At 71.5% G+C, this 4777-nt stretch carries 3 protein-coding genes; all 3 read right to left on the bottom strand.

The window, feature by feature from the left end:
• Positions 1 to 134 precede the first annotated feature (134 nt).
• The 3 genes from FNQ90_RS12915 to FNQ90_RS12905 are packed head-to-tail and all read right to left on the bottom strand — an operon-like array spanning position 135 to position 4485.
• Entirely contained in the window at positions 135 to 698 is a 564-nt protein-coding gene (locus FNQ90_RS12915) for a bacterial proteasome activator family protein (RefSeq protein ID WP_143621605.1), read from the bottom strand.
• Positions 699 to 718: 20 nt separating this feature from the next.
• Positions 719 to 3667 carry an FtsX-like permease family protein gene (locus FNQ90_RS12910; RefSeq protein ID WP_456115096.1) on the bottom strand — a complete coding sequence of 983 codons (2949 nt, stop codon included), beginning with the start codon at positions 3665 to 3667 and terminating at the stop codon, positions 719 to 721.
• A gap of 11 nt (positions 3668 to 3678) precedes the next feature.
• Positions 3679 to 4485 (bottom strand): ABC transporter ATP-binding protein, encoded by an 807-nt coding sequence (locus FNQ90_RS12905; RefSeq protein ID WP_182606512.1) that lies wholly within the window; start codon positions 4483 to 4485, stop codon positions 3679 to 3681.
• Positions 4486 to 4777: the final 292 nt, after the last annotated feature.

The following is a 4777-nucleotide window of genomic DNA, read 5'->3' as shown; positions in this document are numbered from 1 at the left end:
CACCCGTCCCCGCCGGGACGGGGACCGGCACGCGGCCGGTCACGGGGGCACCCCCCGCTCCGCCCTCCTCACGGTTCCCGCCCGGGCCCGGGCCGAGGGCTTCCGGGACCCGGGGAACCGGGAGCACCCGTGGCTCAGAGGTAGGGGCCGGAGCGGATGTCCCCGCGTCCCTCGCCACCGTGATCCTCCGCGCCGAGTCCGGCGGGCAGCGCCCGACGCATCTGCTCCAGCTGCGCCCGGGCCGCCATCTGCTGCGCGAACAACGCGGTCTGGATCCCGTGGAACAACCCCTCCAGCCAACCCACCAGCTGGGCCTGCGCGATGCGCAACTCCGCGTCCGTGGGCAACTGGTCGTTGGTGAACGGCAGGGACAACCGCTCCAACTCGGCGACCAGCTCCGGCGCCAGGCCCTCCTCCAACTCCTTGACCGAACTGGAGTGGATCTCCTTCAACCGCGCCCGGCTGGCCTCGTCCAGCGGCGCCGCCTTCACCTCCTCCAACAACTGCTTGATCATGCTGCCGATCCGCATCACCTTGGCCGGCTGCTCGACCATTTCCGTCACCGGGGTCTCGGCGTTCTCCCCGCGCTCACCCTCGGCGTTCACCCGCGGACCGGCGCTGCCGAGCGCCATTCCGTCCGGCCCCACGACCAGGACCTGCGGGCTCTCCTTCGGCGGTTCATTCCTCGGCTGCGTCATGGTTCCATCATGCACGCCGATCAATCCGCACGGCGGACGAGCCCGGTACCCGAACGCGTCAGCAGAGCGGCCAACACCCAGGCCAGCAGCGGCAGACCGACGATCATCAGCCCCACCAGACCGAAGGGCGGGACCAGGGTGAGCTCCGGGGCGTCCATATTCCAGCGGAAATTGTTCTGCTCCCACATCGCCAGTCGGTTGCGGTGTTCCGCCACCACCAGGGCGATCCCGGGGATCAGGCCCGACAGTGAGCCCAGCACCACCCCCATGCCCGCGATGACGGCACATTGCATGCCCATCAGCGTGCGGCGCACCCGGGGCGGGGCACCGATGGCGGCCAGGGTGGCCAGGTCGGCCTCCGAATCGGCCCTGGCGAGACCGGTCGCGATACCCGCCGCTCCCACGGTCACCACGCCGGCGAACAGCGCGATGACCAGCAGGACGATGTCCGCGTTCCCGAGATAGCCCCGTTCGACGAAGGCCGGCGGTCCGTGGGGGATGTCACGGAGCACCTCCTCCACCGCCTGCCATCGAGCCCCGGCGGGGGGCTCGTCCGTGCTCCAGAGGGTGGCGTAATCGACCGAGGGGAGCCCGGCAGCCTCCGCGGTGGTCGGCGGTATGAGGACGACGAGCCGGGAGAACGTATCGACCGCGTCCCTGCCGGGATCCACGTACACGGCGGGGAAGTGTTCCATCCGATCCGCCGGAAGGATCGGTCCCGTCTGTGCCCAGCCCTCCAACGCCACCGCTTCCCCCCGGCCGGGAAGGGGCACGGTGTGCGAGGCGGGAGCGGCGGACGAGGACTCCGACTCCTCCCGGGACGCGTGCCAGGCCTCATCCTCGGCTCGGACGGTTTCGGCGGAACTGAGCGCCACGGTCACCTCACCGAACGTGCCGTCGGCGGGTTCCACCCCGGGGGTGTCGGTCCACAGGGCCGTGGGCTTCAGTACGACAGCTTTTCCCCGTTCCAGCGCTTCCGTGGCACGGCGGTCATCCATGCCGAGCGCTCGGAGCACCTCCGGCCCTCCGATCACCACCTCATCCAGGAGAACGGTGTGGTAGCCGTCCGGATCCCCGCACTGCCATGGAGGCGACTGCGCGTACTCCGCGAATCTCTGCTCCTCCGTGCAGCGGTTCTCCATGGGAATCAGGACACGCACCAGTCCGCAGCCCGGGGTGGCGCCCTCCCAGTCGTCGCAGATCTTCTCGTCCGGCACCAGGCGGGCCAGATCGGCGCGCGCCGTCGTCTCGACGTGCTCCTCCACCGCGGCACGGGCTCTCGACAGCGCGGGAAGGGCTCGCTCGTCCCCGGCCGACAGCACCACCGTCCCGTAGGGAACCATGGGGTCGTAACCCGCTTCGCGTTGGGCCTCGTCGGAGCCGTAATAGGTGGCGAGGGTGATGGAACCGGCGACCGCCGCGAGGACCGCCGCCACCGCCGGAGCGGTGCGCGACCTGTTGCGGACCGCGTCCCGCAGCGCCAGGCGCCCGCCGAGCGGCAGGAAGCGGCCCAGCCGACCGAACATTCCGACCAGTACCGGCGTCATGGCCACCAGACCCAACTGGGCCACGATCGCCCCCGCCGCCACGGCGACGGGCTCGTTGAGGGCGTAGCCACCGAGAAGGGCCAGGCCGGCGCCCAGCGCGAAGGCTGCGGCGCCCGCCACGGGCATCGTCCGACCGGTTCGTCGCACTCCCCGACGACCGGTGAGCGACTGCAACACCGGTGTCCGGGCGGCCAGGAGAGCCGGCACCAGAGCGGCGATCAGGCCGGTGAAGACGGCAAGGGCTCCGATGGCCGCCAGCTCCAGCGGACGCAGGTCCAGGGCACCGAATCGGAACCCCAGCTGACCCTCCAGCCACGGCCGGGTGAGGAGCGTCAGCAGGAGGCCGAGCACCACGCCCACCACGGCGGCGACCAGGCCGAGGACCAGACCGCCGCCGAGCATGATCGCCCGAATGTGTCGGCGGTCGCCGCCGTTCGCCCCGACCAGGCCGAGCATGCGGCGCGAACGTCGCGCCCCGACCGCGAAGGCGGGACCGGCGAGCAGGCAGATCTCCATGATGATCAGGGCCAGGACGACACCGACCACGGCGAAGGCCTGGGCATCGGCACCCGATGCGTCCCAACGCCCCTCCGCGTAGGCGGGTACCTGATCGTCCGGCGGGGGATCGTGGTGAACGAGGCGAGAGGTCACCATCCAGCCGGTCTCGTTGACCTTCACCACGTCCGACCACGGCATGCCGTTCGGCACCGACACGAGGAACTGAAAGTCGATGTCCTGGACCGCCTCGTGCTCGGCCAACTCGGGAATCAGGGCCCCGGGAGGCGCGAGGATCTGCTCCCTTCTCAGCTCCGAGGGGATCTCGTAGACACCGACGATGCGGTGGGCCGCGTCCTCCAGGTCGGGGAAGCCGACCGTGGAGTCGAGTTTCAGTTCACTGATGTCCAGGAACTCCCGGGTGACGGCCACTTCACCGGCGGCCGAGGGGAAACGGCCCTCCCGCAGGGTGAGCATTCCCCGGGCCAAGGGGTCGTCGGCGGGCAGTTCGCGCACCTCGACGGAGGTGGCACCGGCGGCCGTGGTGACCACCGCCGGGGAAGCGGAGGCATCGGTGACGACCCGCTCGGGGGAGGCGGATTGAGCCGCGGTCAGTGCGGCTTCCAGCTCGCGTCGCGCTTCCTCCTCGGTCCGCGGCTTCTCGCCACCGGAGATACCGAAGGCGGATGTCCGGTCCGTGGGGTACTGCTGGATGGGCCGGCCGAGACCGAAATCGAGGAAGCGGGCGTCGGCGGCGCCCATCTCACGGGTGAGGCGTTCCTCGGTGCTCAGATCAGCCGAGCGCAGGGCGATGTCCAGACCGGAGGCGCCGATGATCGGCAGGGCGAGCATGGCGACCACCAGGGCGCTGCGCCCCTTGGACCGCCAGGCGTCGCGACGGGCGATGCGCAGGGCGGCCCGCCACATGTGCAGTCGTTTCACCGCAGTGCCCCCGACGGGAGGAGGGACTCCGGGCCGCTGCCGGCGGCCTCGTCCACCACGGAGCCGTCGCGCAGGAAGACCACCCGGTCCGCCCAGGCGGCGAAGCGGGGTTCGTGGGTGACCATCACCCCGGCGGCACCATCGTCACAGCGGCTTCTCAGCAGGGCGAGGACGGTCTCACCCGTCTCGGAGTCCAGGGCGCCGGTGGGCTCATCGGCCAGGACCAGGCGACGGTCACCGACCAGGGCGCGGGCGATGGCCACCCGCTGTTGCTGACCACCGGACATCTCGTCGGGGAAGCGATCGACGACCTCGGGGAGGCCGATCTCCTCCAGGGCCGCCAGAGCCTCGCGCCGGGCGACCCTGGCGGACACGCCGTCCAGCTCGCGGGGCAGGGAGACGTTCTCGACCGCGGTGAGAGCGGGGATCAGGTTGTAGTCCTGGAAGACGTAGCCGACCCGATTGCGACGCACCCGGGCGAGCTCGGCCCGGGAGAGGGCCCCCAGGTCCACGCCCTCGACCAGGACCTGGCCGGAGGTGGCGGTGTCCAGGCCCCCCGCGAGGGTCAGGAGGGTGGATTTCCCCGAGCCGGAGGGCCCCATCACCGCGACGAGTTCACCGGCGCGGACGGTGAGGTCGACGCCGCGCAGGGCGTTGACGGTGGCGACGCCGCTGCCGTGGACACGGGTGAGGGACCGCAGCTCCAGGATGGGCGCGGAGTCGGGCTTCTCCACCCCGGAGGGGGTCTCCTCCGGGACGGACGACGCCGGGGCGTCGGTGTGATGACGGCCGGTGTCGGCCATGTGATCTCCCCCTGTGAACGGTTCGGGTGCCGAGCGGTACGCCGGTGAGGCGGAGGGCACCCGGGACATGGGTGTGGATAAGGCGTGTGAGGGCGGCGGAAATCGGGGTGGGCGTGGACGCATCGCCGGAAGCCCCATGCCGGGTACCGGCCGGTGTCGGGTGCCGTCACCGATCGGGAGACGGTGGGGCAGGTTCCGGCCATTCCCCGGATTCGCGCGGGTCGGGCTGATGGGGCGGAGGGCGCGGGGCCGCGGTGGATCAGCGGCGGCCGGGGGCGGTTCGGTCGGGCTC

The organism is Streptomyces alkaliphilus (genome assembly GCF_014141535.1).
Lineage (GTDB): Bacteria > Actinomycetota > Actinomycetes > Streptomycetales > Streptomycetaceae > Streptomyces > Streptomyces alkaliphilus.
This window is presented reverse-complemented; position numbering and strand designations above follow the sequence as displayed.

Coding starts and splice junctions, on each gene's coding strand:
- FNQ90_RS12905 (WP_182606512.1), bottom strand. CDS start 4,485: ATGGCCGACACCGGCCGTCATCACACCGACGCCCCGGCGTCGTCCGTC.
- FNQ90_RS12910 (WP_456115096.1), bottom strand. CDS start 3,667: ATGTGGCGGGCCGCCCTGCGCATCGCCCGTCGCGACGCCTGGCGGTCC.
- FNQ90_RS12915 (WP_143621605.1), bottom strand. CDS start 698: ATGACGCAGCCGAGGAATGAACCGCCGAAGGAGAGCCCGCAGGTCCTG.